The sequence below is a fragment of the Salmonella sp. FC25216 genome, assembly GCF_057751355.1.
Genome location: NZ_JBDGON010000007.1, coordinates 66,202 through 92,100, shown reverse-complemented (window position 1 = coordinate 92,100; position 25,899 = coordinate 66,202). Strand labels below are relative to the sequence as shown.

At 54.4% G+C, this 25,899-nt stretch carries 23 protein-coding genes and 1 pseudogene; 12 read left to right on the top strand and 12 right to left on the bottom strand.

Translation table 11 applies throughout. From position 1 onward, the window contains the following. The first annotated feature begins 1 nt into the window (after window position 1). From AC3G3F_RS15195 to hemH, 5 genes are all read left to right on the top strand, one after another. Window positions 2-331 carry a YbaB/EbfC family nucleoid-associated protein gene (locus AC3G3F_RS15195; protein ID WP_000467098.1) on the top strand — a complete coding sequence of 110 codons (330 nt, stop codon included), beginning with the start codon at window positions 2-4 and terminating at the stop codon, window positions 329-331. Continuing rightward, the gene (recR, locus tag AC3G3F_RS15190; RefSeq protein ID WP_001195019.1) at window positions 331-936 is read left to right on the top strand and encodes a recombination mediator RecR; all 606 of its coding nucleotides are present in this window, start codon (window positions 331-333) and stop codon (window positions 934-936) included. The genes AC3G3F_RS15195 and recR overlap by 1 nt, the downstream gene beginning before the upstream one ends. 110 nt (window positions 937-1,046) lie before the next feature. Then, window positions 1,047-2,921: a molecular chaperone HtpG gene (gene htpG, locus AC3G3F_RS15185; RefSeq protein WP_053508520.1), complete on the top strand. Its 1,875-nt coding sequence runs from the start codon at window positions 1,047-1,049 to the stop codon at window positions 2,919-2,921. A 232-nt stretch (window positions 2,922-3,153) separates the two neighbouring features. Continuing rightward, the gene (gene adk / locus AC3G3F_RS15180) at window positions 3,154-3,798 is read left to right on the top strand and encodes an adenylate kinase (RefSeq protein ID WP_023246713.1); all 645 of its coding nucleotides are present in this window, start codon (window positions 3,154-3,156) and stop codon (window positions 3,796-3,798) included. Between the two features lie 187 nt (window positions 3,799-3,985). Next, window positions 3,986-4,948, top strand: coding sequence for a ferrochelatase (gene hemH / locus AC3G3F_RS15175; protein WP_488395271.1), 963 nt, complete (start codon window positions 3,986-3,988; stop codon window positions 4,946-4,948). Here the strand turns inward: hemH and aes are convergent. Continuing rightward, window positions 4,945-5,916, bottom strand: coding sequence for an acetyl esterase (aes, locus tag AC3G3F_RS15170; protein WP_488395270.1), 972 nt, complete (start codon window positions 5,914-5,916; stop codon window positions 4,945-4,947). The two genes, hemH and aes, sit on opposite strands and share 4 nt — an antisense overlap. A gap of 152 nt (window positions 5,917-6,068) precedes the next feature. On the opposite strand from aes, the gene gsk reads away from it, so the two are divergent. After that, on the top strand, window positions 6,069-7,373 hold the full coding sequence (gene gsk / locus AC3G3F_RS15165; RefSeq protein ID WP_023246716.1) for an inosine/guanosine kinase: 1,305 nt from the start codon (window positions 6,069-6,071) through the stop codon (window positions 7,371-7,373). Between the two features lie 122 nt (window positions 7,374-7,495). Here the strand turns inward: gsk and ybaL are convergent, their stop codons facing one another. Both ybaL and AC3G3F_RS15155 read right to left on the bottom strand, forming a co-directional pair. Then, the gene (gene ybaL, locus AC3G3F_RS15160; protein ID WP_053508516.1) at window positions 7,496-9,172 is read right to left on the bottom strand and encodes a YbaL family putative K(+) efflux transporter; all 1,677 of its coding nucleotides are present in this window, start codon (window positions 9,170-9,172) and stop codon (window positions 7,496-7,498) included. 214 nt (window positions 9,173-9,386) lie between these two features. Further along, window positions 9,387-10,607, bottom strand: a complete 1,221-nt coding sequence (locus AC3G3F_RS15155; protein WP_023246718.1) for an MFS transporter — start codon at window positions 10,605-10,607, stop codon at window positions 9,387-9,389. 172 nt (window positions 10,608-10,779) lie between these two features. Here AC3G3F_RS15155 and ushA point away from each other — a divergent pair, with 172 nt between their 5' ends. After that, entirely contained in the window at window positions 10,780-12,432 is a 1,653-nt protein-coding gene (ushA, locus tag AC3G3F_RS15150; protein ID WP_488395267.1) for a bifunctional UDP-sugar hydrolase/5'-nucleotidase UshA, read from the top strand. A 117-nt stretch (window positions 12,433-12,549) separates the two neighbouring features. Here ushA and ybaK read toward each other — a convergent pair whose 3' ends face one another. The 3 genes from ybaK to copA all read right to left on the bottom strand — a co-directional run bounded on the left by ybaK (window position 12,550) and on the right by copA (window position 16,665). Then, the gene (gene ybaK, locus AC3G3F_RS15145; RefSeq protein WP_000186618.1) at window positions 12,550-13,029 is read right to left on the bottom strand and encodes a Cys-tRNA(Pro)/Cys-tRNA(Cys) deacylase YbaK; all 480 of its coding nucleotides are present in this window, start codon (window positions 13,027-13,029) and stop codon (window positions 12,550-12,552) included. 201 nt (window positions 13,030-13,230) lie between these two features. Then, a complete protein-coding gene (locus tag AC3G3F_RS15140; RefSeq protein ID WP_023246720.1) occupies window positions 13,231-14,025 on the bottom strand; it encodes a TraB/GumN family protein in 795 nt (264 codons plus the stop codon). Window positions 14,026-14,163: 138 nt separating this feature from the next. Beyond that, the gene (gene copA, locus AC3G3F_RS15135) at window positions 14,164-16,665 is read right to left on the bottom strand and encodes a copper-exporting P-type ATPase CopA (protein WP_488395265.1); all 2,502 of its coding nucleotides are present in this window, start codon (window positions 16,663-16,665) and stop codon (window positions 14,164-14,166) included. Window positions 16,666-16,774: 109 nt separating this feature from the next. On the opposite strand from copA, the gene cueR reads away from it, so the two are divergent. Further along, window positions 16,775-17,191 (top strand): Cu(I)-responsive transcriptional regulator, encoded by a 417-nt coding sequence (gene cueR, locus AC3G3F_RS15130; protein ID WP_001026761.1) that lies wholly within the window; start codon window positions 16,775-16,777, stop codon window positions 17,189-17,191. Here the strand turns inward: cueR and AC3G3F_RS15125 are convergent, their stop codons facing one another. Together AC3G3F_RS15125 and AC3G3F_RS15120 are read right to left on the bottom strand one after the other, a co-directional pair. Then, window positions 17,192-17,644: an NfeD family protein gene (locus AC3G3F_RS15125; protein WP_000561177.1), complete on the bottom strand. Its 453-nt coding sequence runs from the start codon at window positions 17,642-17,644 to the stop codon at window positions 17,192-17,194. Next, a complete protein-coding gene (locus AC3G3F_RS15120; RefSeq protein WP_000906147.1) occupies window positions 17,641-18,558 on the bottom strand; it encodes an SPFH domain-containing protein in 918 nt (305 codons plus the stop codon). The genes AC3G3F_RS15125 and AC3G3F_RS15120 overlap by 4 nt, the downstream gene beginning before the upstream one ends. Window positions 18,559-18,704: 146 nt before the next feature. Between AC3G3F_RS15120 and fetA the strand changes: the two genes are divergently transcribed. Continuing rightward, entirely contained in the window at window positions 18,705-19,382 is a 678-nt protein-coding gene (gene fetA / locus AC3G3F_RS15115) for an iron efflux ABC transporter ATP-binding subunit FetA (RefSeq protein WP_053508512.1), read from the top strand. Further along, window positions 19,369-20,148 (top strand): iron efflux ABC transporter permease subunit FetB, encoded by a 780-nt coding sequence (gene fetB / locus AC3G3F_RS15110; protein ID WP_001002127.1) that lies wholly within the window; start codon window positions 19,369-19,371, stop codon window positions 20,146-20,148. The genes fetA and fetB overlap by 14 nt, the downstream gene beginning before the upstream one ends. Before the next feature lie 2 nt (window positions 20,149-20,150). Here the strand turns inward: fetB and AC3G3F_RS15105 are convergent. The 4 genes and pseudogenes from AC3G3F_RS15105 to tesA all read right to left on the bottom strand — a co-directional run. Further along, a pseudogene (locus AC3G3F_RS15105) lies at window positions 20,151-20,232 on the bottom strand (hypothetical protein); the annotation flags it as partial. 4 nt (window positions 20,233-20,236) lie between these two features. Further along, window positions 20,237-21,091 carry a chaperedoxin gene (gene cnoX / locus AC3G3F_RS15100; protein ID WP_023246724.1) on the bottom strand — a complete coding sequence of 285 codons (855 nt, stop codon included), beginning with the start codon at window positions 21,089-21,091 and terminating at the stop codon, window positions 20,237-20,239. Window positions 21,092-21,150: 59 nt separating this feature from the next. Continuing rightward, complete coding sequence (locus tag AC3G3F_RS15095; RefSeq protein ID WP_023246725.1) at window positions 21,151-21,921, bottom strand: SDR family oxidoreductase; 771 nt, start codon at window positions 21,919-21,921, stop codon at window positions 21,151-21,153. Between the two features lie 154 nt (window positions 21,922-22,075). Beyond that, window positions 22,076-22,690, bottom strand: coding sequence for a multifunctional acyl-CoA thioesterase I/protease I/lysophospholipase L1 (tesA, locus tag AC3G3F_RS15090; protein WP_121768012.1), 615 nt, complete (start codon window positions 22,688-22,690; stop codon window positions 22,076-22,078). On the opposite strand from tesA, the gene ybbA reads away from it, so the two are divergent. Beyond that, window positions 22,661-23,347: a putative ABC transporter ATP-binding protein YbbA gene (ybbA, locus tag AC3G3F_RS15085; protein WP_023182848.1), complete on the top strand. Its 687-nt coding sequence runs from the start codon at window positions 22,661-22,663 to the stop codon at window positions 23,345-23,347. The genes tesA and ybbA overlap by 30 nt on opposite strands. Beyond that, window positions 23,344-25,758 (top strand): putative ABC transporter permease subunit YbbP, encoded by a 2,415-nt coding sequence (gene ybbP, locus AC3G3F_RS15080; protein ID WP_079813407.1) that lies wholly within the window; start codon window positions 23,344-23,346, stop codon window positions 25,756-25,758. The genes ybbA and ybbP overlap by 4 nt, the downstream gene beginning before the upstream one ends. Window positions 25,759-25,899 lie beyond the last annotated feature (141 nt).

Sequence of the window (25,899 nt, the reverse complement as noted above, 5' to 3'; positions counted from 1 at the left end):
TATGTTTGGAAAAGGCGGTCTGGGCAATCTGATGAAACAGGCCCAGCAGATGCAGGAAAAAATGCAGAAAATGCAGGAAGAGATTGCGCAGCTAGAAGTAACCGGCGAATCCGGCGCGGGTCTGGTGAAGGTTACCATCAACGGCGCGCATAACTGCCGCCGCGTGGAAATTGACCCAAGCCTGCTGGAAGATGACAAAGAGATGCTGGAAGATCTGGTCGCTGCGGCCTTCAACGATGCGGCGCGCCGCATTGAAGAGACGCAGAAAGAGAAGATGGCTTCCGTCTCTTCCGGTATGCAACTGCCGCCAGGCTTTAAGATGCCATTCTGATGCAAACCAGTCCGCTGTTAACTCAGCTTATGGAAGCGTTGCGCTGCCTGCCGGGCGTCGGCCCTAAGTCGGCGCAGCGGATGGCGTTTACCCTGTTGCAGCGCGATCGCAGTGGCGGAATGCGCCTGGCGCAGGCGCTGACCCGGGCGATGTCGGAAATCGGCCACTGCGCCGATTGCCGCACCTTTACCGAGCAGGATATCTGTAATATCTGTTCGAACCCGCGGCGTCAGGAAAACGGCCAGATTTGCGTGGTGGAGAGTCCTGCGGATATCTACGCCATTGAGCAGACCGGGCAATTTTCCGGGCGGTATTTTGTACTGATGGGCCACCTGTCGCCGCTGGACGGCATCGGGCCGGATGATATCGGTCTCGATCGTCTGGAACAGCGACTGGCGTCAGAAAAAATCAGCGAGCTGATCCTCGCGACCAACCCGACGGTTGAAGGGGAGGCTACCGCGAACTATATTGCCGAGCTGTGCGCGGAGTATGGCGTCGAGGCTAGCCGTATCGCCCACGGCGTGCCGGTTGGTGGCGAACTGGAGATGGTCGACGGTACGACGCTGTCCCACTCTTTGGCGGGACGCCATAAGATTATTTTCTGAACAAACGGAGGCGGCATTCGCGGCCTCCGCTTGAAATCACACCCGCTTGTCCCCATCTCACCCTCAACGTATTTTTACCATTAAAAATGGCATTGTTGAGGTCTATCCACATGAAAGGACAAGAAACGCGTGGTTTTCAGTCAGAAGTTAAACAGCTTCTGCACCTGATGATCCATTCTCTTTATTCCAATAAAGAAATCTTCCTGCGTGAACTCATCTCTAACGCCTCAGATGCGGCGGACAAGCTGCGTTTCCGCGCCCTGTCAAACCCGGACCTGTATGAAGGCGATGGCGAGCTGCGTGTGCGCGTCTCTTTCGATAAAGATAAGCGTACGTTGACCATTGCTGATAACGGCGTGGGGATGAATCGCGATGAGGTGATTGACCACTTAGGCACCATTGCCAAGTCCGGCACCAAATCTTTCCTCGAATCAATGGGGTCCGATCAGGCGAAAGATAGCCAGCTCATCGGTCAGTTTGGCGTAGGCTTCTACTCCGCGTTTATCGTTGCCGATAAAGTGACCGTACGTACCCGTGCGGCAGGCGACAAGCCGGAAAATGGCGTGTTCTGGGAATCGGCAGGCGAAGGCGAATACACCGTTGCCGATATCACCAAAGATGACCGCGGTACGGAAATCACCTTACACCTGCGTGAAGGCGAAGATGAATTCCTCGATGACTGGCGCGTACGCTCGATTATCAGCAAATATTCCGATCACATCGCATTGCCGGTAGAGATTGAAAAACGGGAAGAAAAAGACGGCGAAACCGTGATTTCCTGGGAGAAAATCAACAAGGCCCAGGCGCTGTGGACCCGCAACAAGTCGGAAATTAAAGACGACGAGTACAACGAGTTTTACAAGCATATCGCGCATGATTTTACCGATCCGCTGACCTGGAGCCACAACCGCGTGGAAGGCAAGCAGGAATACACCAGCCTGCTGTATATCCCGTCGCAGGCGCCGTGGGATCTGTGGAACCGCGATCACAAACATGGCCTGAAGCTATACGTACAGCGTGTGTTCATTATGGACGATGCCGAGCAGTTCATGCCGAACTATCTGCGTTTCGTGCGCGGCCTGATTGATTCTAACGACCTGCCGTTGAACGTCTCCCGTGAAATCCTGCAGGACAGCACGGTGACGCGTAATCTGCGCAGCGCCCTGACCAAACGCGTTCTGCAAATGCTGGAAAAACTGGCGAAAGACGACGCGGAAAAATACCAAACCTTCTGGAAACAGTTCGGTCTGGTGCTGAAAGAAGGCCCGGCGGAAGATCACGCCAACCAGGAAGCGATCGCCAAACTGTTGCGCTTTGCCTCCACCTATACCGACTCTTCCGCACAGACCGTGTCGCTGGAAGATTACGTCTCCCGGATGAAAGAAGGGCAGGAAAAAATCTACTACATCACCGCAGACAGCTATGCGGCGGCGAAAAATAGCCCGCATCTGGAACTGCTGCGTAAGAAAGGCATCGAAGTGCTGCTGCTCTCCGATCGCATCGACGAGTGGATGATGAACTACCTGACCGAGTTTGACGGTAAAGCGTTCCAGTCTGTCGCCAAAGCCGATGAGTCCATCGAAAAACTGGCGGATGAAGTAGACGAAAACGCGAAAGAAGCGGAAAAGGCGCTTGAGCCGTTTGTGGAGCGTGTCAAAACCCTGCTGGGCGATCGCGTGAAAGACGTGCGTCTGACGCACCGTTTAACCGATACGCCGGCGATTGTCACCACCGATGCGGATGAAATGAGCACCCAGATGGCGAAACTGTTCGCCGCGGCCGGTCAGTCCGTACCGGAAGTGAAATATATCTTTGAGCTCAACCCGGATCATGTGCTGGTCAAACGCACTGCCGATACCCAGGATGAAGCGCAGTTTAAAGAGTGGGTCGAGCTGCTGCTGGATCAGGCGCTGTTTGCCGAACGCGGCACGCTGGAAGATCCGAACCAGTTTATCCGCCGTATGAACCAACTGCTGGTATCCTGATAGCGGTTATGTGATGCCGGATGGCGCTAACGCTTATCCGGCCTACAACATCTCGTCGATCTCAGGCCGGATAAGGTGTTTACACTGCCATCCGGCATTTTCCCGCCTTATTTTCAATTTTCCCATCGTTAACCGTTTCAGCCCGGGGCTGCTTCCTTGAGCGAAATGCGTGATGGTGGTATCGTTTAGCGCTTTTTTAAAAATATCGACAACCTTTGAGGGGATTTTCGTAATGCGTATTATTCTGCTTGGCGCTCCGGGCGCGGGTAAAGGAACTCAGGCTCAGTTCATCATGGAGAAATATGGTATTCCGCAAATCTCCACCGGCGATATGCTGCGCGCCGCAGTGAAATCAGGCTCCGAGCTGGGCAAACAGGCGAAAGATATCATGGACGCCGGTAAACTGGTGACCGATGAACTGGTGATCGCGCTGGTTAAAGAGCGCATCGCCCAGGAAGACTGCCGTAACGGCTTTCTGCTGGACGGTTTTCCGCGCACGATCCCGCAGGCTGACGCGATGAAAGAAGCGGGTATTGTGGTGGATTACGTGCTGGAATTTGACGTACCGGACGAACTGATCGTTGACCGTATTGTTGGTCGTCGCGTACACGCCGCATCTGGCCGCGTTTACCACGTTAAGTTTAATCCGCCGAAAGTAGAAGGCAAAGATGACGTCACCGGTGAAGATCTGACGACTCGTAAAGACGATCAGGAAGAGACCGTTCGCAAACGTCTGGTGGAATATCATCAGATGACCGCGCCGCTGATTGGCTACTACCAGAAAGAAGCGGAAGCGGGCAACACTAAATACGCCAAAGTTGACGGTACGCAGGCCGTTGCCGACGTGCGTGCCGACCTGGAAAAAATCCTCGGTTAATGTATGACGCTATCCGGCGCATTGAGTGCCGGATAGCGGCGTAAACGCCTTATCCTGCCTACAAGACCCCAGGTCTTAACGCTGCGCGCCATCAGGCAACATCCCTTTGTGCCTTTCACAGCAATTAGTTTTTCTTCTTCGCTTTTCCGCTACAATTATCAACAATTTGAATAGATAAGAGGCGGCAATGCGTCAGACGAAAACCGGTATCCTGCTGGCTAACCTTGGCACGCCAGATGCCCCAACTCCCGAAGCGGTAAAGCGCTACCTTAAACAATTTTTAAGCGACAGACGCGTGGTAGATACTCCTCGTCTGCTATGGTGGCCGCTACTGCGCGGCATTATTTTACCGTTGCGTTCTCCGCGCGTCGCGAAACTCTATCAATCTATCTGGATGGATGGCGGTTCGCCGCTCATGGTATATAGCCGCGAACAGCAACAGGCGCTGGCCGCGCGGCTGCCAGACACGCCCGTCGCGCTGGGGATGAGCTACGGCTCGCCCTCGCTGGAAAGCGCTGTCGATGAACTGTTAGCAAGCGACGTCGACCATATCGTCGTGCTGCCGTTGTACCCGCAGTACTCTTGCTCAACGGTGGGCGCAGTCTGGGACGAACTGGGGCGGATACTGGCGCGTAAACGTCGTATTCCCGGTATCTCATTTATTCGCGATTACGCGGATGACGGCGCTTATATCGATGCGCTGGCGAAAAGCGCGTGTGAGTCGTTCGCCAGACACGGCGAGCCGGATTTACTTCTGCTCTCCTATCACGGCATTCCACAACGTTATGCGGATGAAGGCGATGACTACCCGCAGCGCTGTCGCGATACCACGCGCGAGCTGGTTTCCGCATTGGAGCTGCCGCCGGAAAAGGTAATGATGACATTCCAGTCGCGCTTTGGCCGTGAACCGTGGCTGACGCCGTACACCGATGAAACGCTAAAAATGTTGGGTGAAAAGGGAACGGGCCATATTCAGGTTATGTGTCCGGGATTTGCCGCGGATTGTCTGGAGACACTGGAAGAGATAGCGGAACAGAACCGCGAGATTTTCCTTGAAGCGGGCGGTAAAAAATACGCGTACATTCCGGCGCTGAACGCGACGCCGGAACATATTGATATGATGCTGAAACTCACGGCGCCGTACCGTTAACGCGGCGTCTTAATTCTCGCCATAAAGAAGCGCGCGCCGTCCTGCAAGGCATCGTCGGCGCTTGTCATCATCCGTGAATAGTGCAGGAAGGCGTGCAACGTGCCGGGATACATTTTGTATTCGCAGGGCTGCCGGTGCGCCTGTAATGTCTGGTGCAGCAAACGGCTGTCATCAATGAGCGGATCAAACTCCGCGCTGGCAATAAAGCAGGGCGGCACGTTACGCGTCAGATCGTTATTAAACAGACAATACCAGGGCGATTCCCGATCTTCTTCGTTACGCAGATAGGCCTTTTCGTACATGTCCAGATCCTCACGCGTCAGGCCGTCCCACTCGCCGCCGAACAGACGCCGGCTTACCGAATCCTGCAACCCATACAGCCCATACCACAACAGAATAGCGATAACGTTACCGCAGCGAATTTGCTTATCACGTAACCAGAGCGCGCTGGCAAGCGCCAGCATGGCGCCTGCGGAATCTCCGGCGAAACCGATTTTCTCCACGTTGAGCGAGTATTTATCGGCATGTTGAGAGAAGTAGCGACATACCGCGACGGTTTCTTCAATGGCCTGCGGATAACGCGCTTGCGGCGACAGCGAATAATCAATACCGATCACGGTGCAGCAGGTATAACGCGCCAGCAGACGCATTATCCGGTCATGCGTATCCAGATTACCGAGGATAAATCCGCCGCCGTGCAAATAGTATAAGGTGGCCTCACTGGTCGGCTGCGGCGAGTAGAGCCGGGTTGTTACATCGCCATAAGGCGTAGGGACGGCGCAGGTGCGGGTGGCCATGGGCGGCGCGTCGGCATTCCAGAAACGGCGCTCAAGAAGATAATACTGACGTTGGGTCTCAATATCGCCATCGGCAGGCCAGGGGGGAAGGCCAGGTTGCTGGAAGTTCACGACGGCTTTCATTTCGTCTGAAAGTCGGGTGAGTACGGGAATTTTATTTTCCGGCTTCATAAAACGCTCCTTGTGAAAGTGAACCATTGTAAAAAATGCGGCTGGAGAAACTGCGATCTCGCCGTCTGATATTGAAACGCCGTCACCCGTCGCGCGTATTAGGAGGAATGTGCTACCATGCAGCGCTCCGTTATTCATCCGTAAGCACAATCATGAAATTTCCCGGTAAACGTAAATCCAAACACTATTTTCCCGTCAATGCGCGTGACCCGTTGTTGCAACAAATTCAGCCAGAACAGGAAACCAACGCCTCCTGGGTCGTCGGTATCGACCAAACGTTGGTGGATATTGAGGCGAAAGTGGATGACGATTTTATTACACGCTATGGATTAAGCGCCGGGCATTCTCTGGTGATAGAAGACGAGGTGGCGGAGAAGCTGTATCAGGAACTGACGCGGGAAAATCTGATCACTCATCAGTTTGCTGGCGGTACTATAGGCAATACGATGCATAACTACTCGGTACTGGCGGATGACCGTTCGGTGTTACTGGGCGTGATGTGCAGCAACATTGAGATTGGCAGCTACGCTTATCGCTACCTGTGTAATACTTCCAGCCGTACCGACCTGAATTATCTGCAAGCTGTAGATGGCCCGATTGGCCGCTGTTTCACGCTGATTGGCGAATCCGGCGAGCGCACTTTCGCTATCAGTCCCGGGCATATGAATCAGCTACGGGCGGAAAGTATTCCGGAAGCGGTGATCGCTGGCGCCTCCGCGCTGGTGTTGACCTCATATCTGGTGCGCTGTAAGCCTGGCGAACCGATGCCTGACGCGACGATGAAAGCGATCGAATACGCGAAAAAGCATAACGTGCCGGTTGTCATGACGCTGGGCACCAAATTTGTGATTGCCGATAACCCGCAGTGGTGGCAGGCGTTTCTCAAAGAGAATGTCTCGATTCTGGCAATGAATGAAGAAGAAGCGGAAGCGCTGACCGGCGAAAACGATCCGCTGCTGGCGGCGGATAAGGCGCTGGACTGGGTCGACCTGGTGTTATGCACTGCCGGGCCGATAGGGTTATATATGGCAGGCTTCACCGAAGAGGAAGCAAAACGTAAAACCCAGCATCCGCTGCTGCCGGGGGCTATCGCTGAATTTAACCAGTATGAATTTAGCCGGGCGATGCGCCATAAAGATTGTATTAATCCGCTACGCGTCTATTCGCACATTGCGCCGTATATGGGCGGGCCGGAAAAAATCATGAACACCAACGGCGCAGGCGATGGCGCGCTGGCGGCGCTGTTGCATGATATTACGGCGAACAATTACCATCGTAGCAACGTACCGAATTCCAGTAAGCACAAATTCACCTGGCTGACCTATTCGTCGCTGGCGCAGGTGTGTAAATATGCTAACCGTGTCAGCTATCAGGTACTGAACCAACACTCTCCGCGTCTGACGCGTGGGCTACCGGAGCGTGAGGATAGTCTGGAAGAGTCGTACTGGGATCGCTAGTCTGTCTTGCCCGATGGCGCTGGGCGCATCGGGCCGTCCGGCGTTGACTGCCTGGTGGCGCGGTCTACGTAAACCGGGACGTTCCATGCCGGATAAGGCGCCTGGTGTCATCCGGCAACCCCTCAACTGGCGACGACTTCACCCACGGGCGGCGTTTCAAGGAGTTCCAGCATCGCCCGGGCAATCTCTCGCTCGCCCATCACGACCTGGTTCGCCCCGCGTTCAGTAATGTAATCGACTTCATCGTCGTAATGCGCTCTGGCGATAATTTCAATACCCGGGCTTTTTTCCCGCGCTGAGGCGACGATCTCACCGGCTTCGTAACCGTTGGGGATGGTCAATAGCAGCCAGCGGGCGCAGTCCAGATGCGCCAGATTCATGATTTCTTCGTTGGCGGCATTGCCCAGCACGGCGCGAATCCCGCGTTCGCGCAGTTCATCCACGCGGGTACGGGACGTTTCGATAACCACCAGCGGAATACCCGCCGCCAGTAATTTTTCCCCCAGCAGACTGCCGACGCGGCCAAAACCCACCAGTAGGGCATGATTACAAATATCCACCGGAATTTGCTTCTCTTCTTCGATAGCCTCTTCCAGCGTCTGCTCTTCCAGCGTTTCAGTTTTCGCCAGATACTTCTCCAGCAGGGCAAACAGCACAGGATTAAGCATAATCGACAAAATAGCGCCTGCCAGCACCAGGTTCTGACCCGCTTGCGGTAGCAGGTTGAGCGCCATGCCGAGTCCGGCGAGAATAAAGGCGAACTCGCCGATTTGCGCCAGGCTGGCGGCAATGGTCAGCGCGGTTCGCGGCGAGTGACCGAACAAACGCACCAGGAAAAACGCGGCGATCGATTTACCAAAGACGATAATGGCAAGCGTCGCCAGCACCGCCAGCGGTTGTTGGATCAATATTAACGGATCGAACAGCATGCCGACGGAAACAAAAAACAGGACGGCAAATGCGTCGCGTAGCGGCAACGTATCGTGCGCCGCCCGGTGACTCAGTTCCGACTCATTAAGCACCATTCCGGCAAAGAACGCGCCCAGCGCAAAAGAGACGTCAAACAATTCTACCGCGCCAAACGCAATGCCTAACGCCAGCGCCAGTACGGAAAGAGTGAATAATTCGCGCGAACCGGTGGCGGCGCTGCGGGCCATAATCCACGGTACCAGGCGGCGTCCAACCAGCATCATGATGGCGATAAACGCCACCACTTTACCAATGGTCATCCCCATATCGACCGCCAGCGAGGCTATGCCGACATCGCCTTTTTCCACCATGCCGGCGACGGCGGGCAGCAAGACCAGCGTTAGCACCATCACCAGATCTTCGACAATCAGCCAGCCGATGGCGATTTGTCCGCGCTGGCTATCAAGGAGTTGTCGCTCCTCAAGCGCGCGCAGCAGGACGACGGTACTGGCGGTAGACAGACAGAGCCCAAAGACGATGCCGGTCATTAATGACCATCCCAACACGGCGGAAAGCGCCATACCCAGCAGCGTCGCCACCGCTATCTGGGCGACGGCGCCGGGAATGGCGATAGACTTTACCGCCATCAAATCCTTCAGTGAAAAATGCAGCCCGACGCCGAACATCAATAGAATCACGCCGAGCTCCGCCAGCTCAGGAGCCAGTTTGGTATCCGCAACAAAACCCGGTGTAAAGGGTCCCGCCAGAACGCCCGCTAACAGATATCCCACCAGTGGAGAAATACGCAATTTGTTGGCAATCATGCCGAGAATAAAAGCGAGCACAAGGCCGCCGACAATGGTGGTGATAAGCGGGGTGGCGTGATGCATTCCGTCTCCTTTGGTTGTTGGACTCCAAAACTCCGGGTAATAGTTTATGACAATTTCAATCAGGATGTTTATAAATAATGGTTGTGTTTTGGAAAAAGATAGAATCTGACGGTAAAAAGAGCACGGGACGGAAAAGTGGTAAGTATGGGATGGGCAAAGCGTGATGGCATCGGGATGTGCGGGCGGTCAAAGCGTACCTTTAACCGCCATAAAATCATGCTTTATGTCGATTATCAGGTAAGAATATGGTTAGTATCCCCAGAAGCGGCAGGAAAGCACAGATTTTATAAACTAAATAGATACTGGTATGGTCGGCAATCAGCCCCAGTACCGCTGCGCCCAAGCCTCCCATCCCGAAGGCAAACCCGAAAAACAGGCCGGAAACCATACCGATACGTCCTGGCAGCAGTTCCTGGGCATAAACCAGAATGGCGGAAAACGCCGAAGCGAGAATAAAGCCGATAATAACGGTTAAAATCCCCGTCCAGTACAGCGTGGCGTAGGGTAAAACGAGGGTAAACGGCGCGACGCCGAGAATAGACCCCCAAATCACATATTTTCTGCCGATTTTATCGCCCACCGGCCCGCCGATTACCGTCCCGGCAGCCACCGCAAACAGGAAGGCAAACAGATGGAGCTGCGCGTTTTGTATTGATAATCCGAATTTTTGCATCAGATAAAAGGTGTAGTAGCTACTGATGCTCGCCATATAAAAATATTTAGAGAAAATGAGTAGCAGTAACACGCTTACGGCCAGCACGACTTTATTGCGCGGCAGCGGGTTAGCTATTATCGCTTTTGGCTTTCCTTTCGCTATCCGGTGCTGGGCTGCGTACCAGCGGCTGATCTGCGCCAGCACCACGATCGCCAGCAGCGCGGCCAGCACAAACCAGGCGACATTCCCTTTGCCATAGGGCGCGATAATCACGGCGGCCAGCAGCGGACCCAACGAACTGCCGAAGTTACCGCCGACCTGGAAGATAGACTGCGCCAGGCCATGACGTCCGCCGGAGGCCATACGCGCCACGCGGGACGATTCCGGGTGAAAAACGGACGAGCCGGTACCCACCAGCGCCGCTGCGAGCAATACGGCGCCAAAACTTCCCGCCATCGCCAACAGCACCAGCCCGCTCAGGGTAAAACACATGCCGACAGGCAGCGACCACGGCATGGGATACTTATCCGTCCAGTAGCCGACGACCGGTTGCAGCAGCGATGAGGCGAGCTGGAACGTCAGGGTGATCAAGCCTATCTGGACGAAGGTCAGCGAGAACTCCGCCTGCAACAGGGGATAAATGGCTAAGATTAGCGACTGGATCATATCGTTCAGCAGATGGGAAAGACTGATCGCGCCCAAAATACCAAACGAAGTACGTGCTTTAGCGGCCGCTGCGGGCGCGCCGGCTAACGGCTGGGTTGGTTCACTCATGGCCATAGAAAGTCACTTAAATTTTATGCAATATTGGAGATAATCGGATGTGTAATTATTACTCGCCTAACATACCTGTGAAATGTGTTTGAAGGAAGTCTCAATTCTGAAAACATATTTGTCTATTATTGCGAGGAAAGGTAATTTCTGCGGTTGATATTGAGTCAGGGAGAGAAACATGAAATTTTTGAAACGGGGTGTGGCGCTGGCGTTACTGACGGCGTTCGCGCTGGCGAGTCAGCCTGCACAGGCTTACGAAAAAGATAAAGCCTATAAAATTACTATCCTGCACACCAACGATCACCACGGTCACTTCTGGCGCAGCGAATATGGTGAATATGGTCTGGCGGCGCAAAAAACGCTGGTGGACAGTATCCGTAAAGAGGTGGCGCAAGAGGGGGGAAGCGTCCTGTTGTTATCCGGCGGCGACATTAATACCGGGGTGCCGGAATCCGATCTCCAGGATGCGGAGCCCGATTTCCGCGGGATGAATCTTATTGGCTACGACGCTATGGCCGTCGGTAATCATGAATTTGATAATCCGCTCACCGTATTGCGCCAGCAGGAAAAGTGGGCGAAGTTTCCTTTTCTTTCCGCCAATATTTATCAAAAAAGTACCGGCGAGCGTCTGTTTAAGCCGTGGGCTATTTTTACACGCCAGGATATAAAAATCGCGGTAATCGGCTTAACCACCGATGACACAGCGAAAATAGGCAACCCGGAATATTTCACCGATATTGAGTTTCGTAAACCTGCTGAAGAAGCAAAGGTGGTGATTCAGGAACTCAATATGAATGAAAAACCGGACGTGATTATCGCGGCCACGCATATGGGACATTATGACAACGGCGATCACGGTTCGAATGCGCCGGGCGATGTAGAGATGGCGCGTAGCCTGCCTGCCGGTTCGCTGGCGATGATTGTGGGTGGCCACTCACAAGACCCGGTATGCATGGCGTCGGAAAATAAAAAACAGGTGAATTACGTACCGGGAACGCCCTGCGCGCCGGATAAGCAAAACGGCATCTGGATCGTGCAGGCGCATGAGTGGGGTAAATATGTGGGCCGCGCGGATTTCGAATTCCGTAACGGCGAAATGAAAATGGTTAACTATCAGCTCATTCCGGTAAATCTCAAGAAAAAAGTGACCTGGGATAACGGGAAAAGCGAGCGTGTACTTTACACGCCGGAAATCGCAGAAAATCCGCAAATGCTCTCGTTATTAACGCCGTTCCAGAATAAAGGTAAAGCGCAACTGGAGGTGAAAATTGGTAGCGTGAATGGGTTTCTTGAAGGCGATCGTAGTAAGGTCAGATTTGTCCAGACCAATATGGGGCGGGTGATTCTGGCCGCGCAGATCGCGCGCACTGGCGCCGATTTTGGCGTGATGAGCGGCGGCGGCATTCGCGACTCGATTGAGGCGGGAGACATTACCTATAAAAGCGTGCTCAAGGTGCAACCGTTCGGCAACATTGTGGTGTATGCCGATATGAGCGGCAAAGAGGTGGTTGATTATCTCACTGCCGTAGCGCAGATGAAACCGGACTCCGGCGCCTATCCACAGTTCGCCAATGTGAGCTTTGTCGCCAAAGAGGGCAAGCTCACCGATCTGAAAATCAAAGGCGAGCCTGTTGATCCGGCCAAAACCTACCGCATGGCGACGCTGAGTTTCAACGCCACGGGCGGCGATGGTTATCCGCGCATTGATAACAAACCGGGATACGTGAATACCGGGTTTATTGACGCGGAAGTGCTGAAAGAGTTTATTCAGCAGAATTCGCCGCTGGATGCGGCGGCTTTTGCGCCAAAGGGTGAGGTGAGCTGGCTGTAGCGGTACTGATAGCCATCACTGCCTGATGGCGCGCAGCTTTAAGGCCTACGGATTATATATGCTGTAGGCCGGATAAGGCGTTTGCGGCGCCATCCGGCAAAACTATTTCGCGCAGGCTTAATCCCGACGCGCGATATCAGCGAATTTGGCACCCAGTATGGCAGCCAAATCGTCAGCCGCCAGTTCAATATCCAGTCCGCGTTTACCGCCGGAAACATAAATAGTGGCAAACGTGCGGGCGGGCGCGTCAATCAACGTGGGCAGCCGTTTTTTCTGCCCCAGCGGACTGATCCCGCCGACCAGATATCCCGTGGTACGTTGTGCTACCATCGGGTCGGCCATATCGACCTTTTTCGCGCCCAGTGCTTTGGCGACTTTTTTCAAATCCAGTTGCCCGGCTACAGGCGTCACGGCGACTGCCAGTTGCTTCATATCGCCATTCACGGCAACCAAAAGCGTTTTATACACCTGATCGGCGTTTAGCCCGAGCTTACGCACCACTTCATCGCCAAAGTTAGTTTCATTCGGATCGTGATCGTAGGTGTGAATGTTAAACGGAATCTTGTTCTTTTCGAGTAACTTAACTGCGGGTGTCATAACGTTCCTTCTTACTACAGACGTGATTTGCCATCAGCATACGCCCGAAGGCGGACTAAAAAATAGTATAATCTTGTGCATTAGGTCTTGGCAGTTGCGGCAACTTTGAGCGACAATCTGAAGATCCGAAGCGAAAGCGTCGGGATAATAATAATGATGAAATTCCTCTTTGACGGGCCAATAGCGATATTGGCCATTTTTTTAACGCATCAATTCCGGCAGATTTCCTTCCCCATAAAGATGGAGCGCGCCAACGGCGACCACGTATTGTCCTGGCGGCATGGCATTCAGGCGATCCCGCCAGGCAAGATTACGTTGATGCATCAGCACATCATACAGTGACTGGCTAAAGGTTTTGGGTAAGGTGATATGGCCATTCTGCTGCGGCATTTTTAACCACCAACTCATCATTTGTTGTAGCAGACGGGCGTTGGTATGCCAGTGCGTCAGCGTATCATCCAGCAGCGCCAGCCCGTTATCCGGTAACTGACACAGTAGCGCAATCTGACTGGCTGCGCCTTCCAGTTCGATCACCGGTTTTTGCGTCTGTTTCGCGGCCTGCAACAGTTGATAATCGATTCCGTATTCGGGGCGTAAGCCTAACTGTTGCGCTTGCGTCGCCTGTAAAATCATGGCGATTTGCCATAGCGGCTGAGTGGAAAACAGCGACAGGGAAATGCCTAACTCTTCGACGACTTTTCGCAGGTTGCGCAACTGCTCTTCGCTGATGCGATCTTCCAGCGCAGCAAACGTCGGCAGACTGGCAAACGGGGAATCATGACCGGAGACATCGGCTTCGACAATCAGCGCATCGGCGCGTTTAAGCTTTTTAAGCAGTCTGGAGGGAAGGGGCGCCATATCGCGCGTACCCATATGGATACTGCCGACGAGGTGAAAATGACGGTTGCCAGGCAAAAAGATATCGATGGCAGGCCAGGTATAATGATTGCCGCGCAATGCGGCCCACAGCGTTTTTACCCGGTACAACAGATCCATACGACCTCCTTGAGTAGACAGCCATGCTAGCGCGTGGCCCAGGAAGATACAATGAATTCGCGACGAGAGAAAAGGCCGGATAGCAACGCGAACGCGTCTTATCCGGCCTGGAGAAATCCCGTCAGACCGGATAAGCGTTTACGCTTTTGGTTTAAAGCGCAATAATCGGTTGGCATTGCTCACGACGGTAATGGAAGACAGCGCCATTGCCGCGCCCGCCACTACCGGGTTTAACAAGGTACCGGTAAACGGCCACAGAATACCGGCGGCCACCGGGATACCAATGCTGTTGTAGATAAATGCGCCAAGCAGGTTTTGCTTCATATTGCGCAACGTCGCGCGCGAAATGGCCAGCGCATCCGCCACGCCCATCAGACTATGGCGCATCAGCGTAATCGCCGCGGTTTCAATCGCCACATCACTGCCGCCGCCCATCGCGATACCGACGTCCGCCTGCGCCAGCGCGGGTGCATCGTTGATACCATCGCCGACCATCGCGACCTGACGACCCTGGCTTTGTAGACGTTTAATCGCATCGGCTTTGCCATCTGGCAGAACGCCCGCAATCACTTCATCAATGCCCGCTTCTTTGGCAATTGCATTAGCCGTCGTTGGGTTATCTCCGGTGAGCATCACCAGACGGTATCCGGCGCTGTGCAGGCGTTCAAGCGCGGCAATACTATCGCTACGCAATGGATCGCGTACTGCCAGTAACGCCGCCGCTTTACCGTCAATCGCCAGCAGGACCGGGGTAGAGCCTTGCGAGGCCTGCGCGGTGATTTCCGCCGTCATGTCATCCGTGGCGACGTGTTGTTCGTTCAGTAACGCCTGGTTCCCAAGAAGCAGTTGATGACCTTCCGCTTCACCGCTGATGCCCAGTCCGCGCAGCGTTCTGAAACCGTTCACCTGCGGCAGTTTATCGTCGCCGGCTTTTTCCAGAATTGCATGGGCCAGCGGGTGGCTGGACCCTTGTTCGAGCGCGGCTGCCAGACGTAACGCCTGAGCTTCATCAACGCCATTAAAGGTTTTTACCGCCACTACTTGCGGCTTGCCTTCCGTCAGAGTCCCGGTTTTATCAAAAACGAGGGTATCCAACGTACTGGCGCGTTGCAGGGCATCGGCGTCGCGTACCAGCACGCCGAACTCGGCAGCGCGGCCTACGCCGGAAATAATCGACATTGGCGTCGCCAGGCCTAATGCGCAGGGGCAGGCGATAATCAGTACGGTTGTGGCGATGACCAGCGTATAAACAATTTGCGGCGCCGGACCGAAGAAATACCAGATAGCGGCGCTGATCAGCGCAATGGCCACCACCACAGGAACGAATACTGCGGAGATTTTATCGGCCAGTTGGCCTATTTCCGGTTTACTACTTTGCGCCTGGCGTACCATGCGAATAATGCGTGACAGCGTGGTATGACTGCCCACCGCGCTGGCGCGGAACAGGACGCTGCCGTCCTGTACAACGGTACCGGCATGAACGCTGTCGCCTTCGCCTTTTTGCTGCGGAATAGGCTCGCCGGTCAGCATGGCTTCATCAAGCCACGCTTCGCCCTGGGTAATTTCGCCATCCACCGGCACGCGATCGCCGGTAGTTAGCCGCAATAGCATCCCCGGCTGAACGTCCGCCAGCGGGACGCTTTTTTCGCCGTCTTCTGTCACTACGCGTGCGGTTGGCGGGGTGAGGTCGAGTAATTTTTCCAGCGCTTTTGAGGAACGCTGACGGGAGCGCGCTTCCAGCATGTGTCCGAGATTAATCAGACCGATAATCATCGCGCTGGCTTCGTAATAGAGGTGCCGCGCTTCCATCGGGAACCACTGCGGCCACAGGTTGACGCTCATGGAGTAGAGCCAGGCGACCCCAGTGCCGAGCGCCACCAGCGTATCCATCGTCGCCGTGCCGTTCAGCAGGCTTTTCCACGCGTTACGGTAAAAGTGACCGCCCGCAAAGACCATCACCGCAAGCGTGATGAGGCCAATAGCCAGCCACAGGCTGCGGTTGTCGCCGGTCACCATCATGTTATCGCCGATCATCCCCCAGACCATGACCGGTATACCGACCGCCAGAGCGACGATTGCCTGCCAGCGAAAACGTTTCATGGTGGCGATGGCGGTTTCCTGCTGGCGCTCGCGGCGTTTGATGTCATCTTCAATCGCCTCTGCGCCATAGCCGACTTTTTCCACCGCCTGCACTAAATCAGCGGCGGACGCGCTGCCCATCACCAGCGCAGTGCGTTCCGCCAGGTTTACCCGTGCCTGCGTGACGCCCGGTACGCTTTGTAGCGCATGTTGTACGCGGGTGACACAACTGGCGCAGCTCATGCCGCTTAACAGCAACTGTTGGCTTTCTTCATCGGCCGTCGCTACCGGAAGCTCATGAGGAACCGCTGCCAGTGCTTCCGACGGGATTGATGACTCCGTCAGCGGTTTAGCCTTTGGGTGGCTTAACGTCGCACCATACCCGGCTTGTTTGATGGTTTCAATTAACGCGTCCGCACTGGCGGTACCGGTAACGTGCGCTTCGGTTACGGTGACGTCCGCCAGCTCAACATCCGGACGTTGTTCAAGACTTTCTTTCACGCGTTTAACGCAATGACCGCAGGACAAACCGTCCAGGGTCAGGTCGATAGTTTGAGACATAGTAAAAACTCCTTTATGATTGGTCATCAATTCATTGACCTTAGTAATCGTAGTGACTCACTGTGATAAAGGTTAAACCTTCCAGCAAGGTTAAGGTCAAGGGGGAAATATGAATATTAGCGATGTGGCGAAAAAAACCGGTTTAACCAGCAAAGCCATTCGGTTTTATGAAGAGAAAGGGTTGGTGACGCCGCCATTACGTAGCGAAAATGGTTATCGCACCTACACGCAGAAGCATTTAAACGAGCTGACGTTGCTGCGACAGGCGAGGCAGGTGGGGTTTAATCTGGAAGAGTGCGGCGAGCTGGTCAATCTGTTTAACGATCCGCGACGTCATAGCGCAGATGTGAAAAAGCGGACGCTGGAAAAGGTCGCGGAGATTGAGCGCCATATCAGCGAGCTGCAATCAATGCGCGATCAACTGCTGGCACTGGCGGAGAGTTGTCCCGGCGATGACAGCGCCGACTGCCCGATTATTGATAATCTTTCCGGCTGCTGCCATCACAAGGCACAAAAGTCACGTTGATTAAACAGCACGAATGCGTAGGGTGATGCCTTCCACGGCGATCACTTCGACATGCGTACCTGCGCGCAGGTCTTCGTCAGCGCATACCGGCCACGAGCTGTCGCCGACACGCATATGCCCCCGTCCGTTAACTAACGCGGCATCAAGCATAAACCGGCGGCCTACCAGTTGTTGTCCGCGTTGGTTAAGGCGGCTGTCGGTCGGCTTCTGTTCCCGCACGCGACGCGCCAGCCAGCGCCACCAAAGCCAGGCTGCCAGTAACGTTAAGGCCGCAAACAGCACGCCCTGCCATTCCCAGCCGAGCGGTAAGAGCCAAACGGTTAAGCCGGTAATCACTGCCGCCACGCCGCTCCACAGCAAATAGCCGTTACCGCCGAGCATTTCCGCGGCCAACAACAGGCCGCCGAGGCTAAGCCAGAAGATATGCGGATGTACCAGAATCATCGCTATCATGGTTTTTTCCGTTCGCTGGCGCTGTCCTTAACCAGCTCGCTGATCCCGGCGATAGCGCCCATCAGACTGCTGGCATCCAGCGGCATCATGACCACTTTGCTGTTATTCGCCGAGCCGATTTGCTGTAACGCTTCGGTGTATTTCTGCGCCACAAAGTAGTTTATCGCCTGAATATCCCCGGCGGCGATGGCTTCAGACACCATCTGCGTAGCGCGGGCTTCTGCTTCGGCGGAACGTTCGCGCGCTTCCGCCTGCAGGAAAGCGGACTGGCGTTCGCCTTCGGCTTTCAGAATCTGCGACTGTTTTTCCCCTTCGGCTTTCAGGATTTCCGCCTGACGTACCCCTTCGGCCTCAAGGATATAGGCGCGTTTGGTACGTTCCGCTTTCATCTGGGCGTTCATCGAGGAGATCAATTCCGCGGGCGGGCGGACATCGCGAATTTCGATACGGGTAACTTTAATTCCCCACGGATTGGTGGCTTCATCGACAATATGCAGCAGCCGCGTGTTGATGCTGTCGCGCTGGGAAAGCATTTCATCCAGCTCCATCGAACCGAGCACCGTACGGATATTGGTCATGGTAAGGTTAATGATCGCCAGTTCCAGGTTACTGACTTCATACGCGGCGCGCGGTGCATCGATAACCTGAATAAAACAGACCGCATCGATAGTGACGTTGGCGTTATCTTTTGAGATCACCTCCTGAGACGGAATATCCAGCACTTGCTCCATCATATTGATCTTGCGGCCAATTCTGTCCATAAACGGTACAACAAGGCTTAATCCCGGCTGCAGAGTTTTGGTGTAACGTCCAAAGCGCTCCACCGTCCACTGGTATCCCTGCGGAACGATTTTGACGCCCGCGCCGACGATCACCAGCGCGACGAAAATGAGAATAGGGATAAGAATGAGCATAGCTAAACCTCCTGTTGCGTTGTCCATAAACCAATTTTGCTGACGAATTAAGCGAATTATACCTGATTCAGTAAAGCATGTTCCCCCCTTATTAATTACAGGGATACACTATCGCTATAAAAATATGAACAACGGATGCGCAATAAATGACAGAACGTAGCATGTTGCTTGAGTTAAAGCAGGTCGGTTACCAGACCGCGACAGCAAAGATATTGAATAACATCAGTTTTACGCTGCAACACGGCGAATTTAAGCTCATTACCGGCCCTTCAGGCTGCGGAAAAAGTACGCTGCTGAAAATGGTGGCCTCGTTAATAAGTCCTGATATCGGCGTGATTCTTTTTGAGGGACAGGATATTACTACTCTGAGCCCGGAAGCCTATCGCCAGCAGGTTTCTTATTGCGCTCAGACGCCAGCGCTATTTGGCGATACGGTTTACGATAATCTGATTTTTCCCTGGCAAATTCGTCATCAGCGCCCGCAGCCGAAAGCCTTCGCAGGCGATCTGGCGCTTTTTGAACTGCCGGAGACGATTCTGCAAAAACCGATTTCCGCACTTTCCGGCGGGGAAAAACAGCGTATTGCTTTAATTCGTAATCTTCAGTTTTTGCCGAAAATACTGTTACTCGACGAAATAACCAGCGCGCTGGATGAACATAACAAACGGAATGTGAATGATATTATTCATCGCTATGTTCGCGATAAGCAGGTAGCTGTTTTATGGGTAACGCATGATAAAGATGAAATTCAACACGCGGATAAGGTGATAACGCTAACACCATCTGCCGGAGAGATGCAGGAGACGCGTTATGAACGAGCATAATATTACCAATACGTCGCTGGCGTTATCGATGCTGCTGGTGGTGGTCGCGATGCTCATCAGTCACAAAGAAAAACTGGCGCTGGAAAAAGATATTCTGTGGAGCGTATGCCGGGCGGTGATACAGCTCATTATTGTCGGCTATGTACTGAAATACATCTTTGGCGTTAACCATGCCGCTCTGACGCTACTGATGGTGCTGTTCATCTGTTTTAACGCCGCCTGGAACGCGCAAAAGCGCAGTAAATATATCGATAAGGCATTTCTCTCCTCGTTTATCGCCATCACCGTCGGCGCCGGGCTAACGCTGACGGTACTGGTGCTTACCGGTTCGATTGAATTTGCGCCGATGCAAGTTATTCCCATCGCTGGCATGGTCGCCGGCAATGCGATGGTGGCGGTAGGGCTGTGCTACAACCAACTGGGGCTGCGTTTTCACAGCGAGCAGCAGCAAATCCAGGAAAAGTTAAGTTTGGGCGCCACGCCGAAAATGGCCTCCGCCGGGCTTATCCGCGACAGTATCCGCGCATCGCTTATCCCGACGATCGATTCGGCAAAGACCGTTGGGCTGGTGAGCCTGCCAGGGATGATGTCCGGGCTGATTTTTGCCGGGATCGATCCGGTAAAAGCGATTAAATATCAAATTATGGTAACGTTTATGCTGTTGTCGACAGCCAGCCTGTCTACCATCATTGCCTGCTATTTAACCTACCGGAAATTCTATAATTCGCGTCATCAGTTGGTAGCGACGCAGCTCAAGAAATCATGATATTTGCCGGATGGCGGCGTGAACGCCTTATCCGGCCTGAGGACGATGGGTAGGCCTGATAAGCGCAGCGTCATCAGGCAAGAGATGATTAGTACAGCAGCGCGTACAACTGGCGGCGGTATTTTGAGGCCAGCGCGTCGCCGGTGCCGAGCGCGGCAAGAATCTCCTGGAAGGTTTTGCGCGTCTGTCCCTCGGCGGCGGCAAGATCTTTTCTCAGATGGCTGAACAGCAATTCCAGCGCTTCTTCATTACGTCCGACCTGGTGCAACTGTAACGCCAGTTGCGTTGCCAAAGCCGCATCCTGCGGATTCTCCTCTACCTGCTGCTGAAGCTGTTGAATTTCCGGCGTATCCGCTGCCTGTTTAAGCAGCTCGATCTGCGCAACCAGCCCCTGATAACGGGTATCCTGATCCTGTAGCGGGATGGTTTTTAATACCGCCTCGGCCTCTTCAGAGCGGTTCAGAGCAATTTGCGCTTCCGCCAGTAACAGGCCAATCTCACTGTTCTGCGAAGAGAGCTGCCAGGCGTCTTTTAGCAACGGCAGCGCGTCAACGTAGTTGCCCTCCTGCATTAACTGCATCGCCTGCTGCGCTTTTAGTTCTTCTTCGCGCGGCAGTACTTTATCCAGCAGAGCGCGGATCGCCTCTTCCGGCTGCGGCCCCTGGAAACCATCGACCGGTTGGCCATTCTGGAACAGATAGACTGTCGGGATAGCGCGCAGACCAAACTGAGCGGCGATCATTTGTTCAGCGTCACAGTCCAGTTTTGCCAGAATAAACTGACCGTTGTACTGGGTAGCCAGACTTTCCAGCACTGGCGTTAATTGCAGACAGTGTTGGCTGCGTTCAGACCAGAAATAGAACAGTACCGGCGTGGTCATGGACTGTTCTAAGGTTTGCTGCAGGTTGGATTCATTAATATTGACAATGTTCTGTACGGACATGGCGTCGCTCTCTTTTGTCTGTGTCACGTTTACATGGGGGCTGACGGGCGCGCTTCAACTCAGCTTTGTAAAATTTTATCCAGTATACGGCCCGGTAATATGCGTTTCAGCGCCATCACCACCCAGGTGACCAGCGTAACGGGGTAGCGCAGCTTGGGTTTATCGCTTTCAAAAGCATGGCGGACTTTCGCCACCACTGCGTCAGGATCGCGGGTGAAACGTGCGGCAATGCCGGGATTTTCTACCGGTTTATCGCGTTGCGTTTGGTTAACGTTATCCGTAAAACGGGTACGAATCGGTCCGGGCTCTATCAGGCTCACTTTAATACCTGTGTGCCGTAGCTCCATACGCAGCGCGTCAGACCAGGCTTCAAGCGCATATTTGCTGGCGGCGTAAGCGCCGCGCCCTGGGGTGGAAATCAGCCCCATCACCGATGAGGTCATCACAATGCGCCCTTCGCCATGCGGCAACATGGCGGGAAGTAAGCGCATGGTAAGCTGATGCGCGCCGAAAAAATTACTGGAAAACTGTTGTTCCATCTGCTCGCGGCTGATGGTGGAAAGGGGGCCATACACACCGTAGCCGGCATTGTTAAAGATCCCGTACAGACGATTATCGCTCAGGGCGATCACATCGTCGGCGGCACGATCCACGCTTTCAGGGGAGTCGAGATCGATCAACACGCCGGTAAATCCCATACTGTTCATCCGGGCAACATCATCGGGTTTGCGGCAGCCCGCCAGGATTTGAAAGCCCTGGCGTTTAAGTTCAAGCGCACTGTCCAGACCGATTCCGCTGGAACATCCTGTTATTAAGACCGATTTTTGCATAACTTTACCTGTCAGGATCTCCGTTGATTTAAGAGTCGTGGTTAACTATATCCGTCATACTTCAAGTTGCCTGTGCGTTCGTTCACCCCAGTCACATAGGTATCTATGCTCCTGGAGATTCTCTTACGTGCTGCCTTCATGCAACTCGAATTATTCAGGAGAGAAAAGGGGTCAACTGCTTCGCCATCCAGTCGGCAATAAACGGCTGCGCATCGCGGTTGGGATGAATACCATCATCCTGCATCCACTGCGGTTTCAGATATACCTCTTCCATAAAAAACGGTAACAGAGGAATATCGAACTCTTTGGCGAGCTTAGGATAAATGGCGCTAAAGGATTCATTATAACGGCGACCGTAGTTCGCGGGCAGATGAATTTGCATCAGTAACGGTTGGGCATCGGCGGCTTTCACCGCCTGAATGATTTTACGTAGCGTCTGTTCGGTTTGCGCAGGCGCAAAACCGCGCAAGCCATCGTTGCCGCCAAGCTCCACCAGTACCCAGCGCGGTTGATGCTGTTGCAACAGCGCCGGCAAACGCGCCAGTCCCTGCTGCGAGGTATCACCGCTTATACTGGCATTAACGACCGGCGTTTTGTTTTGCCATTTATCATTAAGGAGCGACGGCCATGCCGCGCTGGCGGCCATACGGTAACCGGCGCTGAGGCTATCGCCCAGGATTAATAAGGTGTCTGTGGCGGCGGCGCGGAAAGTTAACAGGATCAAAAACAGGAAGGGCAAATGCCAGCGGAAAACAGTGTTGAAGTTCATCGTCTCAGGAAGTCCGTCGGTCAGGGTGAGCATGAGCTTTCCATCCTTACCGGTGTTGAACTGGTTGTCAAACGCGGCGAAACCATTGCGCTGATTGGCGAATCAGGATCGGGAAAATCTACGTTGCTGGCGATTCTCGCCGGACTGGATGACGGCAGTAGCGGGGAGGTCAGTCTGGTGGGGAAACCGCTTCACCAGATGGACGAAGAGGCGCGGGCACAGCTTCGCGCTCAGCATGTCGGTTTTGTTTTTCAATCCTTCATGCTCATTCCTACGCTTAACGCGCTGGAAAACGTTGAACTGCCGGCCCTGCTGCGCGGTGAAAACAGCGGTCAGAGCAAGGCGGGGGCGAAAGCGCTGCTTGAACAACTAGGGCTGGGAAAACGGCTTGACCACCTTCCGGCGCAGCTTTCCGGCGGCGAACAGCAGCGCGTAGCGTTGGCGCGTGCGTTTAACGGGCGTCCTGATGTGCTGTTTGCCGATGAGCCGACGGGCAACCTTGACCGTCAGACCGGAGATAAAATCGCCGACCTGCTATTTTCGCTTAACCGCGAGCACGGCACCACGCTGATTCTGGTGACGCACGACCTGGCGCTGGCGGCGCGCTGTGACCGGCGGCTGCGGTTGGTCAACGGTCAGTTACAGGAGGAGGCATGATAGCCCGCTGGTTTTGGCGCGAATGGCGCTCGCCCTCGCTGATTATTGTCTGGCTGGCATTGAGTCTGGCGGTGGCCTGCGTACTGGCGCTCGGCAGTATCAGCGACCGGATGGAAAAAGGGTTAAGTCAGCAAAGTCGCGAGTTTATGGCGGGCGATCGGACGCTACAAAGTTCGCGAGAGGTGCCGAAAGCCTGGATTGAGGAGGCGCATAAACGCGGCCTTAACGTGGGCGAGCAGTTAATCTTTGCGACCATGACGTTTTCCGGCGATACGCCGCAACTGGCTAGCGTGAAGGCGGTAGATAGCGTTTATCCGATGTACGGCGAATTGCAAACCCGTCCTGGCGGAGTGAAACCGCAGCCGGGTAGCGTACTGCTGGCGCCGCGTCTGATGGCGCTGCTTAATTTGAAAACGGGCGATACCATTGATGTCGGCGACGTGACCTTGCGTATTGCCGGTGAAGTGGTGCAGGAGCCGGATTCCGGGTTTAACCCTTTTCAGATGGCGCCGCGTCTGATGATGAATATGGCCGATGTGGCAAAAACCGGTGCGATACAGCCGGGGAGTCGCGTGATGTGGCGGTATAAATTCGGCGGAACGCCGCAACAGCTTGCTGGCTATGAAAGCTGGCTGTTACCGCAGCTTAAACCGGAACATCGCTGGTACGGACTGGAGCAGGATGACGGGGCGTTGGGGAAATCGCTCGAACGTTCGCAGCAGTTTTTGCTGCTTTCGGCGCTACTAACGCTACTGCTGGCGGTAGCTGCCGTCGCGGTGGCGATGAGCCATTACTGCCGTAGCCGCTACGATCTGGTGGCGATTTTAAAAACGCTGGGCGCGGGCCGGGCCCAGTTGCGTAAGATTATCATCGGACAGTGGTTGATGGTGCTGGGGCTTTCCGCCGTCACGGGAGGCGCGATTGGGTTACTGTTTGAAAACATATTACTGGTGCTGCTAAAACCGGTGCTGCCCGCCGATTTGCCGTCCGCCAGCCTGTGGCCCTGGCTGTGGGCGCTGGGCGCGATGACGGTCATCTCTCTGCTGGTCGGTTTACGGCCCTATCGATTGTTGCTGGCGACCCAGCCGCTACGGGTACTGCGCCGCGATGTCGTCGCTCGTGTCTGGCCGTTAAAAATTTATTTGCCTGTCGCCTGCGCCGTCGTGGTGGCGCTGCTCGCCGGATTGATGGGCGGAAGTATGCTGTTGTGGGCGGTTCTGGCGGGCGCCGTGGTACTGGCGCTGTTGTGCGGCCTGGTGGGCTGGATACTGCTTAACGTGTTGCGCGGCATGACGTTGACGTCGCTACCGTTGCGTCTGGCCGTCAGTCGCCTGCTGCGTCAGCCGTGGTCAACGTTGAGTCAGCTTTCGGCGTTTTCGCTTTCGTTTATGCTGCTGGCTCTCTTGCTGGTGCTGCGCGGCGATCTCCTTGAACGCTGGCAACAGCAACTCCCGCCGGAAAGTCCGAACTATTTCCTTATCAATATTGCTTCAGAGCAGGTTGCGCCGCTGAAAGCCTTTTTGTCGGAACATCAGGTGATCCCGCAGACGTTTTATCCGATTGTACGGGCGCGGTTAACCAGGATAAACGATAATCCGACGGAAGGTCAGCAGGATGAGTCGCTCAACCGTGAACTGAATTTGACCTGGCAGGATACGCGCCCGGAGCATAATCCGCTGGTCGCCGGTCACTGGCCGCCAAAACCGGGCGAAGTCTCCATGGAGGAGGGGCTGGCGAAGCGGCTGAACGTCAGGCTCGGCGATAGCGTAACCTTTATGGGCGATACGCAGGCGTTTAGCGCCAAAGTCACCAGCCTGCGCAAAGTAGACTGGGAAAGTCTGCGGCCTAACTTTTTCTTCATTTTTCCTTCCGGGGCGCTCGACGGGCAACCGCAAAGTTGGTTGACCAGTTTTCGCTGGGAGAATGGCAACGGCATGTTAACGCAGCTCAACCGCGAGTTTCCTACCGTCAGCCTGTTAGATATCGGGGCGATCCTGAAACAGGTGGGACAGGTGCTGGAGCAGGTCAGCCGGGCGCTGGAGGTGATGGTTGTGTTAGTCACCCTCTGCGGCATGTTGCTATTACTGGCCCAGGTGCAGGTGGGAATGCGTCAGCGCCATCAGGAGCTGGTGGTGTGGCGCACGTTGGGGGCTGGAAAGAAACTGCTGCGTACCACACTCTGGTGCGAATTCGCCATGCTGGGGTTAGTTTCCGGGCTGGTCGCCGCGATTGGCGCGGAAACGGCGCTGGCGGTCTTACAAATCAACGTTTTTGATTTCCCCTGGGAACCGGACTGGCGTTTATGGATAGCGCTGCCGTTTTGCGGCGCGCTACTGCTTTCCGTATGCGGCGGCTGGCTTGGCGTCCGTTTGCTGAAAGGTAAAGCGCTATTTCGCCAGTTTAGCGGATGATTCATAATGTGAATAATTTCGCGCCGGTTTTTAAAACGGCGCATACTTGTTTAGTTGCATAAATTGATAACTCCTTGATTTTTAGTAGCACAAATCATTAAAAAATACACAACACGTAAGGTTTTATAACAGTTATTATTA

What these genes read in the sequence shown, in the direction of transcription:
- aes (WP_488395270.1), bottom strand. Translation starts at nt 5,916, where the DNA reads ATGAAGCCGGAAAATAAAATTCCCGTACTCACCCGACTTTCAGACGAA.
- fetB (WP_001002127.1), top strand. Translation starts at nt 19,369, where the DNA reads ATGAACGAGCATAATATTACCAATACGTCGCTGGCGTTATCGATGCTG.
- tesA (WP_121768012.1), bottom strand. Translation starts at nt 22,690, where the DNA reads ATGAACTTCAACACTGTTTTCCGCTGGCATTTGCCCTTCCTGTTTTTG.
- htpG (WP_053508520.1), top strand. Translation starts at nt 1,047, where the DNA reads ATGAAAGGACAAGAAACGCGTGGTTTTCAGTCAGAAGTTAAACAGCTT.
- adk (WP_023246713.1), top strand. Translation starts at nt 3,154, where the DNA reads ATGCGTATTATTCTGCTTGGCGCTCCGGGCGCGGGTAAAGGAACTCAG.
- AC3G3F_RS15195 (WP_000467098.1), top strand. Translation starts at nt 2, where the DNA reads ATGTTTGGAAAAGGCGGTCTGGGCAATCTGATGAAACAGGCCCAGCAG.
- AC3G3F_RS15120 (WP_000906147.1), bottom strand. Translation starts at nt 18,558, where the DNA reads ATGCTCATTCTTATCCCTATTCTCATTTTCGTCGCGCTGGTGATCGTC.
- ybbA (WP_023182848.1), top strand. Translation starts at nt 22,661, where the DNA reads ATGCCAGCGGAAAACAGTGTTGAAGTTCATCGTCTCAGGAAGTCCGTC.
- copA (WP_488395265.1), bottom strand. Translation starts at nt 16,665, where the DNA reads ATGTCTCAAACTATCGACCTGACCCTGGACGGTTTGTCCTGCGGTCAT.
- AC3G3F_RS15125 (WP_000561177.1), bottom strand. Translation starts at nt 17,644, where the DNA reads ATGATAGCGATGATTCTGGTACATCCGCATATCTTCTGGCTTAGCCTC.
- recR (WP_001195019.1), top strand. Translation starts at nt 331, where the DNA reads ATGCAAACCAGTCCGCTGTTAACTCAGCTTATGGAAGCGTTGCGCTGC.
- fetA (WP_053508512.1), top strand. Translation starts at nt 18,705, where the DNA reads ATGACAGAACGTAGCATGTTGCTTGAGTTAAAGCAGGTCGGTTACCAG.
- gsk (WP_023246716.1), top strand. Translation starts at nt 6,069, where the DNA reads ATGAAATTTCCCGGTAAACGTAAATCCAAACACTATTTTCCCGTCAAT.
- AC3G3F_RS15095 (WP_023246725.1), bottom strand. Translation starts at nt 21,921, where the DNA reads ATGCAAAAATCGGTCTTAATAACAGGATGTTCCAGCGGAATCGGTCTG.
- hemH (WP_488395271.1), top strand. Translation starts at nt 3,986, where the DNA reads ATGCGTCAGACGAAAACCGGTATCCTGCTGGCTAACCTTGGCACGCCA.
- ybaK (WP_000186618.1), bottom strand. Translation starts at nt 13,029, where the DNA reads ATGACACCCGCAGTTAAGTTACTCGAAAAGAACAAGATTCCGTTTAAC.
- ushA (WP_488395267.1), top strand. Translation starts at nt 10,780, where the DNA reads ATGAAATTTTTGAAACGGGGTGTGGCGCTGGCGTTACTGACGGCGTTC.
- cueR (WP_001026761.1), top strand. Translation starts at nt 16,775, where the DNA reads ATGAATATTAGCGATGTGGCGAAAAAAACCGGTTTAACCAGCAAAGCC.
- AC3G3F_RS15140 (WP_023246720.1), bottom strand. Translation starts at nt 14,025, where the DNA reads ATGGATCTGTTGTACCGGGTAAAAACGCTGTGGGCCGCATTGCGCGGC.
- AC3G3F_RS15155 (WP_023246718.1), bottom strand. Translation starts at nt 10,607, where the DNA reads ATGGCCATGAGTGAACCAACCCAGCCGTTAGCCGGCGCGCCCGCAGCG.
- ybbP (WP_079813407.1), top strand. Translation starts at nt 23,344, where the DNA reads ATGATAGCCCGCTGGTTTTGGCGCGAATGGCGCTCGCCCTCGCTGATT.
- ybaL (WP_053508516.1), bottom strand. Translation starts at nt 9,172, where the DNA reads ATGCATCACGCCACCCCGCTTATCACCACCATTGTCGGCGGCCTTGTG.
- cnoX (WP_023246724.1), bottom strand. Translation starts at nt 21,091, where the DNA reads ATGTCCGTACAGAACATTGTCAATATTAATGAATCCAACCTGCAGCAA.